We start from the raw sequence: 13,753 nt of genomic DNA, 5'->3' as shown, positions 1-13,753 counted from the left end.
AATCACATCCTTTTTAATCTTTTCGGTTGGGGTGCGAAAGATATTGAATAATAGTTATATATTGCATACGTTTTTATAAAAGAAAGTTGATAAGGGTATAACCTGCCAAAAGGATTATAAACCCATTAGGAATTCCATTATTTAAGAAATTGGTTAACACAGGATTTTGAGAAAAATGGTCAACATAGGTTTTATAAAAATGGGCAACCTGGGAATGAGCCAGGTTATCAATCTGGTCCAGGATGAAATTGCAGCAAGAGAGGGAATTACGGTACGTGTATTTGGCACAGGTGCCAAAATGAGCCCTGCCGAGGCTGCAGCTTCTGAAAGTTTCAAGCAGTGGAATGCAGATTTTGTGATAATTATCAGCCCAAATGCAGCAGCTCCGGGTCCCAAAGCAGCTCGTGAAATATGGAAGGACGTCCCTTGCATTGTGGTCTCAGATGGTCCAACAAAGAAAGAAGCCAGAGAGGCTCTTGAAAATAACGGTTTCGGATATCTCATCCTCCCTGTAGACCCCCTTATTGGAGCTAAGAGAGAGTTTCTTGACCCTGTAGAGATGGCATCCTTCAATTCCGATGCAATGAAAGTGTTATCCGTTTGCGGCGTTGTTAGACTCGTCCAGGAAGAACTGGACAAGGTAACTGACCAGGTTGCTTCCGGAAAATCAGGAAAGGAACTGGAGCTTCCACATATTTTTGCAAAACCCGAAAAATGTGTTGAGTACGCAGGCTTCGCAAATCCCTATGCAAAAGCAAAAGCTCTTGCTGCCCTTCACATGGCTGAAAAAGTGGCACAGGTTAACTTCCCTGCATGTTTCATGTTAAAAGAAATCGATCAGGTGTGCCTGACCGCAGCAGCCGGACACGAAATTATGGGAGCCGCTTCACAGCTTGCAATACAGGCAAGAGAAATTGAAAAATCCAATGATACCGTACTCAGGCAACCCCATGCAAAGAACGGTACTCTGCTGAAGAAAGTAAAATTATACCAGAAGCCAGAGTAAAACCAGGAAACCTTGTGGTTTGAACTGGAAGCATAAATGGAGGAGCAAATGACTCCCTTAAAAATGTAAGCTGGTGTCGATCCTCCAATAACCACTTTTTTAATTATCATGCAATTGGAAGATAATATTTCAATTCACTATTCCAATCAGTAATTCTTCAATTTACTATTCAAATGTCAGTAATTTTTCAATTTATTATGAAATTCATTTTCCGCATATGCCTTCAAATAAATAACGCTTTTTCTGTTATCCTACATTCCGCAGTATTTTTTGAAAATCAATATTTTTCATGATATCGTTTTTGGAACAGAGTAAATAATTTGGATTTTTAATGGTATTTGGTGAAAAATTGAATGATATCGTTTTTGGTCTCTAAATACACCACATCGTTGCTTTTACCTACTGCATAAAAGTCCAATAAATCCATGTTTGATTGAAAATCAATAGCAGTAAAAATATGAATTTACGAAAATTTACTGCGGAAAGTGGGATAAATGCAAAAAGTAAAACTAAAATATCGTACTCATAATCATTGAAAAAATTTCCCGATTTTGCCAAAAATAATGTACTTATAATCATTGAAAAAACTTGTCAATTTTGCCAATAAAATGCCTGAGGAGTTATTGAAAGAAAAAAAGTCCAATAAATCTACATTTGATTGAAAATCGCTAGCAGTAAAAATATGAATTTACAAAAATTTACTGCGGAAAGTGAGTGTTATCGTTTTTAGAGAATTATTCTAAAATTTGCGGTTGTTATCTCAACTAAAACTTAGGGAAATGATCGCTGGAAGTTTTCAGTGAAGGCAAAAGGTCAAAAACTACGGTATTTCAAAAATATATTTTTGAGCAACCAAGAAGGTTTTCAGAAAAACGAGAGCAAGAAAAATTATGAAAATTGAAATAACATCTGCGAAAGGTCAGATGCAAACTTCAGGCTATATATTACGAACTTTATTTTTTAGCATATTCGACTTCTTCCAGTACTGATGTATATTCCTGAAAAACAGAGTGAAGATCTATAGTAGCCAGTATGTCCACAACTCCAAGAGCTGCAATAACTTCCCCGTCTTTCGAGTGAATGGGAGCAACAACTACGGGTTTTCCACTATACACTCCTTCTGTAGGGACTTTGTGGACAACTTTGTTTGTTTTCAATACTTCTTCGAGCACAGGTCCTGTGTAGTCTCTATCAAGGATTTGACCTTTTTCCAGGCGAAGTCCTTTTCGCTTGAGACTGCGAATGGTTGTAGGAAGTCCAATGACCGAGTGTACTGCGACTGCTAGCGTCTCGAGGTCTTCGGGCCCGGAATCTTCTGAGATAGTTAGGGTAGTAATCTTTTCACCCCTGTAAATTACTTGAGACCGGGAAGGACACAAAGTAATGGCTTCTCATAAATGAAAAGCTGGATCCGACTTTCCGGTCATATTTAGAATATGTTTTTTCAAAGAATATATAATCACTCCTCATTCTCAAGAGCTTTTATAAATGCCTGTTTATGCAGTTCTCCTGACTCATGGATTCCACCAATTTCACCACGTGTCGCTCGACAGGGATAATGCTGGATCAACAGCCCGGCTTTGGGAGGTGCATCTTTTACATCCATTCCGACTATTTCTTTTGCCATATACCAGGTACTCCCACATGGAGCGCCTTTTATTACCTTGACATCGGCAATTTTTCCATCTTTTGTTTTTATCTTCAAGATAGGGGACCCAAAGAGTTCCGCAAAAGGCCTGTTGAAATCATTGGGTTCAAGACTACAGCAGATTTCATCTACCTCGATATCCATACCTGAAACTTCGGAGATCTTTTTGAGTTCGGGAACTGAAGCCCGGGATGGTCCACCTGGTACTATAAGAGAACGCACGCCAGCTTCTGCCGCAAGCTTTGCAATTGCAGATGTCAGATCCGGATGCAAAGAGTAGGTAATTATAATTTCAGCAGAGAAAACGTGTCTGTCGAAGTTAAGAGCGTCCAGATATTCATCAGGCTCTTCAATAAATACAGGCACGAATTCAGGTAGGTCCGCAGTTACGACTGAAAAATCGCTGTTCTCCCTGACAGTCTCAATCAAGCGGTGCCCGTACTTGCCCCGCGTAATTACTCCTATTACAGTCATATTATTCTAAGTTATTTTTAATATTGCATAAATAGATGCTTATTTTGTCTGGAATTTGGGCCTGACTCATCAGCTATACATGTAATTGGGATCTTATCATGAGTCCGAAAAGCCTGTAGATTATAAATACAGATAACGCGTTTCACTAAAAATCTCTAAACGAAAAAAGACGGTATTTATGCGAGGGAAACTGATCACACTTGAGGGCATTGACGGCTCGGGCAAAAGCACAGTTGCAGAAAAACTTCAGAAGAATCCTGAAATTAAAGCCTTTAAACCTGTTTTTACCAGGGAACCAACAAGAGGCACTCTAACTGGAGATGCCGTTGAAAAAGCTATTCAGTCAGATACCGACCAGTTTGCCGAGCTTTTCCTTTTTACAGCTGACCATGCAGAACATCTGGCAAAACTTATAAAGCCTGCACTTGAAAACGGAAAAATAGTAATTTCTGACCGCTATTCCGACAGCCGATATGCTTACCAGGGCATAACCCTGAAGACTCGCCTGGAAAATCCTCTTGAATGGGTAAAGGATCTGCACCGGAGCTGGACTATTGTTCCAGATCTAACCTTTCTCTTTGATATCAGGCCCGAAATTTCAATTGAACGCTGTGGAAAACGAGGAGAACAAAGCAAGTTCGAGAAATTAGAATTTTTACAGGGAGTCAGGGCGATTTTCCTCAAGCTTGCGGCAGATGATCCAGAACGTTTTGTTGTAATCGATGCTTCCCGTTCTCCCGAATACATAGAAAAGGAAGTTGTGAAAAAGATACTGGAGTTCCTGAGCAGGAACTGACCAGATTCAAGAATTGAACCTAAATTAAAACCAAAATGACCGTTAGAGGCCGTTATCATCCGCAAATTTGATCAGGGTTTCTCCCAACATCCTGACATGGGCGGGGTTAAGGTTGAACCTGGACCTTTTTACGCCTCCCCGCTCCTTTGCAAGTTCGACATACTCTTTCTCAAAGCGGTCACTGTGTGCTAGGGAGATCGTCATGTACCAACCTCCTCCCATCTTAATCTCCACATATCCATCTCCGCTTGCCTCCTCAGTGTTCTCTTCAATATTCTCTTTAGATGTATCCTTCTTTACCATATGTAAACCTCATAATTTTCTGGTTTTAAACAGAATCTGCGACTTTTCCTTAATACTAAAATATTCGATTATATACAAGACATATAGGGTTGAAATAAAAGGATTTCTAGGTAACAGTTAGTTTTTGTTATTCGATTTTATTTTGTTATTCGATTTTATTTTGTTATTCGATTTTATATTAAATCATCCGATTTAAGCCCTGAACTCATCACGGCTGGGGGAACCAGTCCCGAGTGAACGGCAGTTGCAACCAGGGCTCCTTTTATTCCTAGCTTATCAAGAGTAAAAAGGTCCCCCATATCCTTGACCCCTCCGGCAAGCAGCACGCTATGCCTGGAACATTCAACCAGTTTTCGAAGGAATTCTGGGTCAAAGCCTGAGGCTGTTCCAACCCTATCAAGGTCAAGGAAAATAAGGTCTTTTAAGGGTAAATTATTTAACAGTTTTACTATTTCAAAAGGAGACTCTGGAAGCTCAGGATCATTTTTCAGGACTTTACCATGCTTTATATCAATGCTAACACTGATCCTTCCGGAGTTTCCATAGGCTGCATCCTTTATTGCCGAAAGCGTACCTGTTTCTGTGCCTATGACAGCAGTTTCTGCAATAGAAAGGGCTTTTTCCACGTCCTGTGAAGCCGATATCCCGAAATCAAGCATTGTGTCTGCCTTTAGGCTTACTTCCCGAATGACATCGACATTCGTTTCGAGATACCCTTTATCCTGAAGCACGTTAAGGTCGGCAATATAGACTTCCCTAGGATGCAGGAGTTCTACGATGTCCACAGGGTCCGAGCTGCTACATACAGTACTTGAATCTGAAACCGGACGGTATTTTTCCCTGATCCCGCCCTTTGCAAGAACTACGTTACGGTTAAATATGTCCATCACAAAGACTACTCGGAACATACTTATTCAATAGCTGTATCATCCTATAAAAAAGTATAAAATAAAGTATATTGTATAAAAGGAGTAGTATTAACAGCGTGCCAATTTTCCTGTAAAATTGCAAATTTCAAGAAGTTACTGGGTCGAAAATTCTATATCGGAAGATCAATTTTCTTCATAGTACGCAAAAACTTGACTTCAAATTTACAGCAAATATGAAACACTGCCGGTAATATTCACTGTAAAATTCCAATTAGATGTTTATTTAGAGGCTTTTTATGAAACTGCTTATAAGTCCAATTAATAAAGAGGAAGCAATAATTGCTTCCAGAGGCGGCGCAGACATTGTAGATGTCAAGAATCCCAAAGAAGGTTCCCTTGGTGCAAATTTCCCATGGGTAATAAGGGACGTAAAGGGAGCTGTAAACGGTAGACAGCCCATAAGCGCAACTATCGGAGATTTTAACTATAAACCAGGAACTGCTTCCCTTGCAGCATTTGGAGCAGCCGTTGCAGGAGCAGACTATATTAAAGTTGGCCTTTACGATATCCAGACTGAAGATCAGGCCTTAGAGCTTATCACAAAAATAACACAGGCTGTAAAGGACTATGACTCAACAAAGAAAGTTGTTGCCTCAGGATATTCGGACTACAAGCGCATCAATTCAATATCTCCATTACTGCTTCCTTCAATCGCCGCAAAAGCTGGGGCAGATGTGGTGATGGTTGATACAGGAATTAAAGATGGAAAATCTACCTTCGAATTTATGGACGAGGAAGAACTTAAAAAGTTCACAGGCCTTGCCCATGAGTGCGGACTTGAAAACGCGATTGCAGGCTCCCTGAAATTTGAGGATCTTCCAGTGCTTGAGAGAATCGGACCGGATATTATCGGGGTTCGGGGTATGGTCTGCGGAGGAGATAGAACAAATTCAATCCGGCAGGAACTGGTAGAAAAGCTCGTAGCTGAATGCCAGGCTTGAAGAACTCTTTTAATTTTATTGAAGCTCTGTATCGGCAGGTCATCAGACAGGCCTGCCGAAAAAGAATTATAAGTAAATAACTATTTTTGATCTGATGTTTATTTTCGGACATATTGGGATTACTCTGGGGATCTTTTATTTCCTGAGCCGATTATTTTCTAAAAATAACTTCTGGGTAAATGTTCCGTGGATTGCATTCGGAGCACTCCTTCCAGACTTTATCGATAAACCTCTTGGCAGGATAATTCTTGCTGAAACCATAGGAAGCGGACGAATTTTTGCCCATACTCTACTTTTTGGCCTTCTGCTGGTCCTGGCAGGGTACTATCTCTATATCCAGGGGAAACCTGAACTCCTGATTATTGCAGGAGCATCTTTTTGCCACATTTTAGAAGATCAGATATGGAATAGCCCTGAAGTACTTTTCTGGCCGTTCCTGGGCTGGAGTTTTCCGAAAGATACGATTTCGGCAAGCTTTATTGAGTATCTTATGATAATTTTTAGTAGATCTTACCACCCCGGATTCACAGAAGTTTTTATCTCAGAAATCGTTGGACTGATTATAATTGTCCTTCTTACTGTTAAATATATAAACGAGACGAAAAGAGCGAATTTCGCTATAGCAAAAAAGAGAAAAATTTAGCTTCAAGACGGCAAGTCGCCTCGTTAAAAAATGACGTCAAACTCTTTAAATAATAAGCAAAAATGAATGAAAATATTTGAAAATATTTTCATGCCAAAGTGCTTTCACGCCAAAAAAGAGAAAAATTCGAATATTCAAAAAACGGAAATTGTTTCCCTCAAAAACAAAACCTCCAGACGAAACTGGGGGGAGTTCACGGAACATATTCATAAATTTCTATGTTAAGGGAGTCATATATCTTATATGCAGGGTAAGTAGCCTGGGGCTTGAGGACTTTTCCATCTGCAGAAACTGATGTTTCATTGAATTCCAGTTTCCTGGCACTTAAAGCCTTAGAAAAAGTGGTTTCCGCAACATAGAAAGGTTCGTTTTCTGCTACTTTTTCCATAGAGCTACCGTCAGAATCATTTTTGGAGGCATAAAGAGACTTTTGGGAAGCCTCAACAAGCCCAGTCGGCTGGCTTATGTTACTAAGGACGTCAGGCTGGGTGACGATCCCATACTTATCTGTACAAGACATAATATATGGATAAGTTTCTCTCACGCCTGATAACCACTGAATCCCGTCGGCCTCATTTTCCGAAATAGCTTCAGAAACTCCGCCTGTATACGGCGAACTGAAACAGGTGAAGAATCCTAGTGTCCAGAGCAGACAAAGAACCAGTACCGCAGAGCCAAGGCCAAGAGTATACCCTTTTCTAAGGAAAATAATGTAAAGGGAATACCCCAACAAAGGAATCTGGGCAAAAATAATGAAGCTCAAATTTGCAAACTTATCTGGAGGGTATGGAATGAAGGGATTTAAAAGGAAAGCAAGCTCCAGGAAAAAGGTTATTATATAGAGGACCAGGAAACGGGGGTACCTGCGAACAAAATGATGGCAAAACCTTTTACGATTCTGCCATACGATTACGGAATTGATCAGAATAAAAATCAAAGGAATATAGTATTTGCCGTAGTAGAGATTAAAGAGATGTACAAACTCGAAAAATCCGTTTTCAGTTGATGGAAACGTGGAAAAACCTGCAGTCACTAGCATTTTAGTACGCAGGATAAGGCTTGAAATAGATATATCAAAAAACTGAAGAATATATTTCACACAAAGCAAGAAGCCTACCGAGATAAGTGACAGGAAGACAAATATAGGCATTTTTTTCCCTGCAGGGTGTGAGGCGTCAGAGAAGAGAGAGTTGAGACTCAGGGTTTTACGGACAAATCCGAGCTTCAGTATTTTGCTCGAGAAGACAAGGGACAGAGAGAAACAGGCAAGATATGCAAAAATAAAGGGATGAGCTAAAGGAATCAATGGTATCATGAAAAGAAGGCAAACAGCCATTGCCCTGTCTTTATCTGAAATTACTTTTCTCAGCACAAGAAGGTATAGAGGTATCAGGCAAAAACAAAGATAATAAGGAACTGATGAGGTCTGGAAATGGCCAAAATATGGAATAAGCGAGGAGAGAAAAGCCGTTAAGACCAATTTTTCCCTGCTCATAAAAATCCGATAGAACAGGAACATTCCAGTAATAAACATTATTGAAAAAAATACTGGCAAGAAGTATGAAAGTGCCGATGTTTCCAGGCCTGAAACCTGAGCTAGAGCTGAAACTAGCAGAGGACCCGTGGGAGAAAGGTTGGAAAAGCCCGAAAGGTTACAAAATGAACCCTCTCCTGCAAGCCCAAGGTACGTGAATTCATCTCCCCTGCCTATTGAAACATAGCCAAGCATGTGCGGAGTTATCAGTACTGTAGTATGAACAAGAAGCAGTATAAGAACTGCACTCATTTTTCGGTATGCAAGAAGCAGAACGCAGGCTGAAACGTAACAAAAGAGAAGGGTAAGGTAAAAATGAAACGGAAGCTGTTCATAGATATCGACTGCATATCCTTCGGGCTGAATTCCCCTGAGAATAAAAAGACTATAAACCAGCAGTAATAGAGAAATTGAGGTTATAAGGTTTAATATGTTATTAGTAGTTTTAGACAATGTGTCCCCCATCCTTTTTGAAAATTACAGAGTCCAGTTTCCGCACCTAACTATAATCTATTCCTGAAAACTTGGTTTCACTCTTAAAGAGTTTTTTTACAGGCAGCACACAGGCCCAAAAACTTTCGATCTTAATATTTTGTTTATTTGTTTCTCCTCTATCGTATTCTTCCTATATTCAATCAGCCCAACAAATAATTAATGGTTGTGCCCTAAGTGCAGTTTGATATACCTGCCTTAACCTAATTAATGTTTTGATGGGTCAAAATTTTTCGACAATTAAAGTCTTTCGGGTACTATATCCTTATTCAGAGACTTTAGTATTTCTGTCAAATTAACTCACAGTATATTAAGTATATCCTTCTTGAGTACAAATTCTGCTAATACTATATGCAGTTTTAGCCTTACGGAGTAGATATCATTTATTAGATTTATTTGCTATTCCTGCCAGCTTCTGCATGCCCCGAACTAGTCTTCCAGAAGAAAGCATTCGTTTAAGATCAGGATAATTCGGTGTTTCCCCTGAGAAATAGATAGAGTGAGGAATACATGGAGGAATATGCCGTAAAATCGTATAAATTAAATATAATTAAAATCTATTTTAATAAATAATATAGATTTAGGATACAAATATTTATCCTATATAATTAATATTCAGCTGTGATTATTCTTTATTGTAGTTGTAATTATTCTTTATTGTAGTTGTAATTATTCTTTATTGTAGTTGTAATTATTCTTTATTATACTTGTTATTATACTCATCGCTATGCTATTCTGCAATTATTATTAACCTATTGTCCTTTAGATTGCACATCTGTCAGGAGATACGGAAGAAAATCTCGGAATTAAAAAAAATCAGTTTTGGTAAATACTTCGATCACTGTAAAAGTATATTGTAGATTTAAAGCAATAATCTATGATTAGAAGAGTAAAATTAGACATAATAGGGTAGGGTTTAAAAATTTAGACTTATCCTGATTCTTTTCAAACTTTCAATTATATCTAGAAAACCTTTCTAAAGGCTATATTTCTGGGTAGTCCCTTAGGCACACTTTATTAACATCATTCAGAGCTTTCAGAATGTGACGAATTCTGCGTTCTACAAGCTTTCCCTTCATACACCAGTAAAATGGTCTGTTGTTCCCTACTGAAGGGAATTTAGTACAGGAAATATCAATTGGATGGAAATAAAAGATAGTATGTCCTCTTTTCAAACTCTGGATAAGCCCATTCAATACCAGAGGGGCTCCAAGAAAGCGGAGTATCGGACCCCCTGACGCCGGAATTTTAAGTATGTTCTGATAATATGCCCAGGGGAATTCAATAAAATTTCTGTCTTCGCCTGCCTCAAGCCCGTTCTCTAAAGGATAGTAAGGAAAAGATGACACTGTCTTAAGGGACGAATCCGTTTTATTATAAAGAGAATTTACGGAAACTGAAGAATCATATCTGAACCCGATGCTTTCAAGTGAATCTAGCATCCAGCCACCTATAAAGGCATTTGGTGCCCTGTAGCCTACTACTCTCTCCCCACTAACTTTTTCAAGAATTCTTTTCGCACGCAACGTCTTCTGCTCGAATTCATCGTTACTCATTAATCGCTCCTTTGTCTCAGGATTGATTTTGCAGGCGTGATGCAGACCGTGACATGCAATTTCATGCCCTCTTTCCACAATTGACTCGACAAGTCCAGGATAGTGTTCTACAATATCCGCAACTACAAAGAAAGTAGCAGTCACGTTGAACTCATCGAGAATATCCAATGCCCTTTTTGTAGGTTCAGTCAGGTAATCGTACCTGCCTTCCCATTTTTCAAAAAACTCGTTTACAGTCCTGTAAACGGCGTAAGGAGAACTGCAGACTGAAGGAATATGATACCAATCTTCAAGATCCACTGTAACTGAAAAACTCCCCTTCATAAGACCCCACCGCGCGACCAAATGCGCTTATAATCACATAACAAATTTTTGACTTATAGTGAAATTACATGCGAATGGGAATAAATGAGAATTTCACTTAGCAAAAAATTTAACATTTAGAAAAGGGACGCATGGGTATAAAAATTTTTTGAATGTTCATTAAAAATAAAAAGTAGGAAATAATCTTGAAAAGCATTTTTGCATATAACATTGAAAATTTAATTACTAATTTAAAGATATAGACAGATATAAATGTAGGATCAATAGACAAATTGTCTACCCGACAACTTAAAAAGGCTTATAAAATTTAGTTTGAGATATCCTATACTTCTTAATGAATTACTTGAAAATGCAGGAACCTTTTTTTTCAGTATTTCCGAGCTACGCCCGAGTTCTACAGAATAAGTTGCAGTGCAATCTCTGGTATTAAGGAGACTGTAGAAGTTGAAACAGGAATAAATGTTACTATTTTGCAGGAAGACTGCAGGAAGATTGCAGAGACAGTTAAGAATACATTGTCCAAACCTACCTCCCTTACGTCTAGATAATAAAACAATTGTTTAAATTTATTAATTAGTAATGCTGGCTCAAAAAATCTTTTGAATCAAAGTTGCGCTGGCGTACCTGCAGCAAGCAATGGGGTATTCAACTGAAATAAACTTCTTGTACACTATATAAATTAATTACTCTTGTTTTTATGTTTTCTAGAAACTTCAGAGGCTTTAAAAGCAAAAAACTGGTAAAAGTTCACTTTAGTTAACTATACAATCCATGGAATTAAAAAGAAATATTAATCTATGCTAAAATTTAACTGATAATATTCTCTGAAGATTGTTTTTTTCATGCCTGGAAAGCTAAGACTGAAAAAGTATAGGAATAAAAATGAACTGGGAAAGTCTAAGACATAGATGGCAAAAGAGGAAAAAAAACGTAGTCTACTTTACAATTTTAGTTTTTTTGATCGCATTAGGAACCACCGCTCTTTCCACTACATCATCCAGTATAACTGTTTACGTTTCTGCCGACGGGAGAGGGAATTTTAACTGCGATGGAAGTAATGACCAGGTAGAAATAAACAAAGCGTTCGCATATGTTGCAGAAAACCCTCAGTTCACAACCGTTTATCTGAAGGGCCCCAATACATACATCATCTCGGACAGTATTTTAATTGGAAATGACACTATTCTGGCAGGAGATTCTACAGCTGTAATCAAACTTGAAGATAAAGCAGGCTGGCCAAGGAATAAGCCCTTGATTACGCAGATGGACAGTTCTGGAAGCCAGAATATCACTATAAAAGGATTTGAAATCAACGGAAATCATGACAAGAACGAAGACAAAAAGAGAGGAGAGGGATGTTACAATCAGATTTATTTCTCTAATTCCAGCAATATTCAGGTTCACTCTATATACATGCACGACGGGCACGGAGATGGGCTGAAGATAGAAAGAAGCTCTAATATCCAATTTTACGATAACCGAGTATATAAACTGGGGCATGACGGTCTTTTTGCCATCGATTGCCTGAACGTTGAGGCCTGGAAAAACAGGATAACCTGCAGGACTAACAGCGGTCTTAGAATCTGGAATTCAAACCATGTCAAGTTCCATGATAACATAATAGATTCCTTTTATCACTGGAGTGCTGGCGGTTCTGGAATTCTGATTGAGAAAACAACAGGTGTAATGAATGACATAGAGGTGTATAATAATACTATTCATAACACCTATGGACCCGGAATCTGGCTGTTAGGCTATGGTAACTCTTACCCCAGGGAAGAGGCAGAGAACGTATATATTCACCACAATATTTTCTATAGCACCGGTACGAACCCAAACATAGATTGGGTAGGTGGTATAGTAACAAGTGGATTTTACAATACCCTTGTTGAGAATAACGTATTTGATGGTACGTATCATGCTGCGCTTGTCCATATGTATCCTACGAATGATTCTACCGATCTTTCACCCAAAGATACAGGATATACCACAATTGTCCGCAATAATATTATTGTAAATATGCTGCAACGTAAAAAAGATCCAAGCGGGACAGGATATGGAGTTATTAATTATCTTCCTGAAACGCATTCCTTTGTGCTGGAAAATAACTGCCTTTACAATAACTTAGCAGGAGACTATAGAAACGCCAGTTCGACAAGCGACATCCATGTAAACCCCCACTTTGCAAACGAAAAAAATCATGATTATCATCTGAAATCAACAGGTGGAAGATGGAATGGAAAAACGTGGGTAAAGGATACTGTAAGTTCTCCATGTATCGACACCGGTTATCTGGACTCTGAATATTCAAAGGAGCCAGGAAATAGTGGAAGCAGGGCCAATATAGGCAGGTATGGAAATACTGAATGGGCTTCGATCTCAGGGAATAGACCCGGATATGTTGTATGGTGGAACCAACTATTTTCACCAGAATGGAAAACTTTCAGGCTGCTGCTGAAGATGTTTTTTTTATTCTGCTTTAATATGTTATATTAAAGCTTACTTAGCTTATTTTATTAGCAAAGTATTTAGCTAATTAGAGAAAAACAGGATTAAACAATTTATAATTCATTTACTGAACGTGATATTCATTTATGTAGTACTCACTTATTTAAATCAAAATTATTTTTTACAATTTTGCGTAGCTGTAACTATAATGCCATCTGATCCTTTAGTGCTTATTTTTTTGGCAGGAATGCCTGCAATTGAAATGCCTTTTTCATAAAATGATTTATTTACAACGGAGTTTGCTCCAATTGCTATATTGTCGGCAATTACGATATTTCCAAAAATTTTGGCACCAGGTCCTATATATACGTTATTTCCAATTTGCGGGGCTGAAATCCCATCCTGGCTAGATCCTATATTAGTACAGGCATGTATTCTGCAGTTCTCCCCAACCCTGGCATTTTTGTTTATAATGATAGTTCCTCTATGGGCAATACACAACCCTGGACCAAAGACATTTATTGGAATACTGAACCCTAGGTGAACACTCATAGTGTAGAACCTGAATAATAAGTATTTGAAATATAATTTGGAAATTAAAGATTTCTTACAGTTGTGATAGTACTCATTTTTTCGTAGTAATCTCTGAAATTTCCATA

Annotated in this window: 12 protein-coding genes; 5 read left to right on the top strand and 7 right to left on the bottom strand. The window is 38.4% G+C overall.

Annotation, left to right across the window (positions count from 1 at the left end):
- The first annotated feature begins 175 nt into the window (after positions 1–175).
- Complete coding sequence (locus tag MSBRW_RS19410; RefSeq protein WP_011306111.1) at positions 176–1,006, top strand: F420-dependent methylenetetrahydromethanopterin dehydrogenase; 831 nt, start codon at positions 176–178, stop codon at positions 1,004–1,006.
- A 953-nt stretch (positions 1,007–1,959) separates the two neighbouring features.
- Here MSBRW_RS19410 and MSBRW_RS19405 read toward each other — a convergent pair.
- Both MSBRW_RS19405 and MSBRW_RS19400 read right to left on the bottom strand, forming a co-directional pair.
- Positions 1,960–2,385 (bottom strand): DUF2111 domain-containing protein, encoded by a 426-nt coding sequence (locus tag MSBRW_RS19405; RefSeq protein WP_011306112.1) that lies wholly within the window; start codon positions 2,383–2,385, stop codon positions 1,960–1,962.
- A gap of 80 nt (positions 2,386–2,465) precedes the next feature.
- A complete protein-coding gene (locus MSBRW_RS19400) occupies positions 2,466–3,128 on the bottom strand; it encodes a DUF166 domain-containing protein (protein WP_011306113.1) in 663 nt (220 codons plus the stop codon).
- A 178-nt stretch (positions 3,129–3,306) separates the two neighbouring features.
- Between MSBRW_RS19400 and tmk the strand changes: the two genes are divergently transcribed.
- Positions 3,307–3,924: a dTMP kinase gene (tmk, locus tag MSBRW_RS19395; protein ID WP_011306114.1), complete on the top strand. Its 618-nt coding sequence runs from the start codon at positions 3,307–3,309 to the stop codon at positions 3,922–3,924.
- 42 nt (positions 3,925–3,966) lie between these two features.
- Here the strand turns inward: tmk and MSBRW_RS19390 are convergent, their stop codons facing one another.
- A complete protein-coding gene (locus MSBRW_RS19390; protein WP_011306115.1) occupies positions 3,967–4,227 on the bottom strand; it encodes a hypothetical protein in 261 nt (86 codons plus the stop codon).
- A 173-nt stretch (positions 4,228–4,400) separates the two neighbouring features.
- Positions 4,401–5,135, bottom strand: a complete 735-nt coding sequence (locus MSBRW_RS19385; protein ID WP_011306116.1) for a HisA/HisF-related TIM barrel protein — start codon at positions 5,133–5,135, stop codon at positions 4,401–4,403.
- Between the two features lie 257 nt (positions 5,136–5,392).
- Here MSBRW_RS19385 and MSBRW_RS19380 point away from each other — a divergent pair, with 257 nt between their 5' ends.
- Together MSBRW_RS19380 and MSBRW_RS19375 are read left to right on the top strand one after the other, a co-directional pair.
- Positions 5,393–6,097 (top strand): (5-formylfuran-3-yl)methyl phosphate synthase, encoded by a 705-nt coding sequence (locus MSBRW_RS19380; protein ID WP_011306117.1) that lies wholly within the window; start codon positions 5,393–5,395, stop codon positions 6,095–6,097.
- 94 nt (positions 6,098–6,191) lie between these two features.
- On the top strand, positions 6,192–6,740 hold the full coding sequence (locus MSBRW_RS19375) for a metal-dependent hydrolase (RefSeq protein ID WP_011306118.1): 549 nt from the start codon (positions 6,192–6,194) through the stop codon (positions 6,738–6,740).
- A 193-nt stretch (positions 6,741–6,933) separates the two neighbouring features.
- Here MSBRW_RS19375 and MSBRW_RS19370 read toward each other — a convergent pair whose 3' ends face one another.
- Positions 6,934–8,727, bottom strand: coding sequence for a hypothetical protein (locus MSBRW_RS19370; RefSeq protein WP_011306119.1), 1,794 nt, complete (start codon positions 8,725–8,727; stop codon positions 6,934–6,936).
- Between the two features lie 1,022 nt (positions 8,728–9,749).
- Positions 9,750–10,646 (bottom strand): polysaccharide deacetylase family protein, encoded by an 897-nt coding sequence (locus MSBRW_RS19365; RefSeq protein WP_011306120.1) that lies wholly within the window; start codon positions 10,644–10,646, stop codon positions 9,750–9,752.
- 882 nt (positions 10,647–11,528) lie between these two features.
- Here MSBRW_RS19365 and MSBRW_RS19360 point away from each other — a divergent pair.
- Positions 11,529–13,142: a right-handed parallel beta-helix repeat-containing protein gene (locus MSBRW_RS19360; protein WP_011306121.1), complete on the top strand. Its 1,614-nt coding sequence runs from the start codon at positions 11,529–11,531 to the stop codon at positions 13,140–13,142.
- 126 nt (positions 13,143–13,268) lie between these two features.
- On the opposite strand, the gene MSBRW_RS23720 is transcribed toward MSBRW_RS19360, so the two are convergent.
- Positions 13,269–13,646, bottom strand: a complete 378-nt coding sequence (locus MSBRW_RS23720; RefSeq protein ID WP_011306122.1) for a serine O-acetyltransferase — start codon at positions 13,644–13,646, stop codon at positions 13,269–13,271.
- Positions 13,647–13,753 lie beyond the last annotated feature (107 nt).

Source organism: Methanosarcina barkeri str. Wiesmoor (genome assembly GCF_000969985.1).
GTDB classification, from domain to species: Archaea; Halobacteriota; Methanosarcinia; order Methanosarcinales; family Methanosarcinaceae; genus Methanosarcina; species Methanosarcina barkeri_B.
The sequence above is the reverse complement of the archived record's forward strand: the minus strand, read 5'-3'. Positions and strand labels throughout refer to the sequence as shown.

What these genes read in the sequence shown, in the direction of transcription:
- MSBRW_RS19410 (WP_011306111.1), top strand. Translation starts at nt 176, where the DNA reads ATGGTCAACATAGGTTTTATAAAAATGGGCAACCTGGGAATGAGCCAG.
- MSBRW_RS19380 (WP_011306117.1), top strand. Translation starts at nt 5,393, where the DNA reads ATGAAACTGCTTATAAGTCCAATTAATAAAGAGGAAGCAATAATTGCT.
- MSBRW_RS19385 (WP_011306116.1), bottom strand. Translation starts at nt 5,135, where the DNA reads ATGTTCCGAGTAGTCTTTGTGATGGACATATTTAACCGTAACGTAGTT.
- MSBRW_RS19360 (WP_011306121.1), top strand. Translation starts at nt 11,529, where the DNA reads ATGAACTGGGAAAGTCTAAGACATAGATGGCAAAAGAGGAAAAAAAAC.
- MSBRW_RS23720 (WP_011306122.1), bottom strand. Translation starts at nt 13,646, where the DNA reads ATGAGTGTTCACCTAGGGTTCAGTATTCCAATAAATGTCTTTGGTCCA.
- MSBRW_RS19400 (WP_011306113.1), bottom strand. Translation starts at nt 3,128, where the DNA reads ATGACTGTAATAGGAGTAATTACGCGGGGCAAGTACGGGCACCGCTTG.
- MSBRW_RS19390 (WP_011306115.1), bottom strand. Translation starts at nt 4,227, where the DNA reads ATGGTAAAGAAGGATACATCTAAAGAGAATATTGAAGAGAACACTGAG.
- MSBRW_RS19365 (WP_011306120.1), bottom strand. Translation starts at nt 10,646, where the DNA reads ATGAAGGGGAGTTTTTCAGTTACAGTGGATCTTGAAGATTGGTATCAT.
- tmk (WP_011306114.1), top strand. Translation starts at nt 3,307, where the DNA reads ATGCGAGGGAAACTGATCACACTTGAGGGCATTGACGGCTCGGGCAAA.
- MSBRW_RS19375 (WP_011306118.1), top strand. Translation starts at nt 6,192, where the DNA reads ATGTTTATTTTCGGACATATTGGGATTACTCTGGGGATCTTTTATTTC.